The sequence below is a fragment of the Helicobacter pylori SA37A genome, assembly GCF_000476015.1.
Lineage (GTDB): Bacteria > Campylobacterota > Campylobacteria > Campylobacterales > Helicobacteraceae > Helicobacter > Helicobacter pylori_DB.
Window position 1 is genome coordinate 1 of the sequence record NZ_CBOO010000038.1, and the last position, 1,484, is coordinate 1,484.

At 32.0% G+C, this 1,484-nt stretch carries 2 protein-coding genes; both read right to left on the reverse strand.

What is annotated here, in order from left to right:
* Window positions 1-28: 28 nt before the first annotated feature.
* On the reverse strand, window positions 29-784 hold the full coding sequence (locus QT76_RS07770) for an ABC transporter permease (RefSeq protein ID WP_000500907.1): 756 nt from the start codon (window positions 782-784) through the stop codon (window positions 29-31).
* Window positions 784-1,482: an ATP-binding cassette domain-containing protein gene (locus QT76_RS07775; RefSeq protein WP_229306595.1), complete on the reverse strand. Its 699-nt coding sequence runs from the start codon at window positions 1,480-1,482 to the stop codon at window positions 784-786. The genes QT76_RS07770 and QT76_RS07775 overlap by 1 nt, the downstream gene beginning before the upstream one ends.
* Between the last annotated feature and the right edge of the window lie 2 nt (window positions 1,483-1,484).

Consider the following 1,484-nt stretch of genomic DNA (forward strand, 5'->3'; position numbering starts at 1 on the left):
ACAATTGATAAATGGTGGGACTAAGGGTTTAACGCATGCGTTCTTTTGGTGTTAGTAACATGCGATTAGCGCTTAGTAAAAATAAAATAATGCCACCAATAATGAAAAATGTTGAAGTTGCTAAAACCAGTATAGTATCAATCCCTTGAAAAGCTTTGATTAGAAGTTGATTAAGGTAGTAAAAAATAGATGTTTTGATAAATAATTGACCAATATTAGGTAGGTATTCTAAAGGAACAAAAACATTACAAGACATTAGCGCATAGAGATTGATGATATTACAAAATCCTAAGATGCTTTGTTCGTTTTGAAAAATTCTAGCTACAAAAATTGCCAAGCAAAAACAAAACAATGCACTTGAAAAAACACTAACAAACCCCAAAATAAGCGCTTTAAAATTAAGAATAGTGATGATATTGAGCGCATAAAAAGAGAGAATAATAAAGATAAAAGCATATAGGATTACAACGATTAGTCTTGAAGCGATTAATGCTAGAGTTATTTGTTTGAAAGTTGCTGGTGATAGCATGTAGAACAAGAATATATTATGCGATCTAGAGCTTGTTATAGCTTGTGTGAGACCAAAGATCGCGCTAGAAATAATAAGAAGTCCCATTAGACCTATAATGTTATTAAAGTAAAAAATTTCAGTGGTATTTTTTGAAAAAACAAAAATTAGTAATAGGAGCATTAAAATAGGATAAATAAAGGTCCAAAATAGCGCGCTTGTATTGGTGAGATAAGATTTGATTTCAAGTTTTAGGATAGATAGAATTGCTCCCACTAAATATCCTTTAGTAATGCTAATAAGTCTTTTGTGGTTGGTTTTTCTTTAAAGTTAAAAGTTTTAGCTACAGATTTTAATGTAGAATTTAAAGGTTTGTATTGAGCAATGTTGCCATTCTTAAGGAACAATACCCATTCGCAACTATCTAAGACAATAGGATCATGAGTGGCGATGATACTTGTAAGTTGTTGGGTGTTGCGCAAGCTTATGAGATTTGATAGTCTTATAAGAGCGTTTTGCTCTAAACTGGTTTCTGGTTCATCCATAATAATTAATTGGGGGTGGTGGCTAAGAGCTAAATCAATCTTTAAGCGCTGTTTTTGTCCATCGCTTAGGTGTTCGTAGGTTTTATTCAAAAGATTTTTTTCAAATAGATTTGGAGTGCAGTTTTTGTGAAAAAATTGATAGAATTTAAAAAGGTCGTTTGCGTTTAATCCAGGTGGGTAGTTGAATAGGTTAGAGACAACTCCCAATTGCTTGCGTTGTGGTATAACATTGTCGTGGTATGGAATATTATTGTTTTGTGCTTTAAAATTATAGTCTGATCTAATGCCTAGAATAGTGTTGATAAGCGTTGATTTTCCAGCACCATTTGTGCCAATAATGGCTGTACTAGTATGACTTTTAAATGAAAAATCTTGTATATTTAAAGCGTTTTTAAACATGGTTTTTGGGTGTATGCTGATGTTAGAAATCA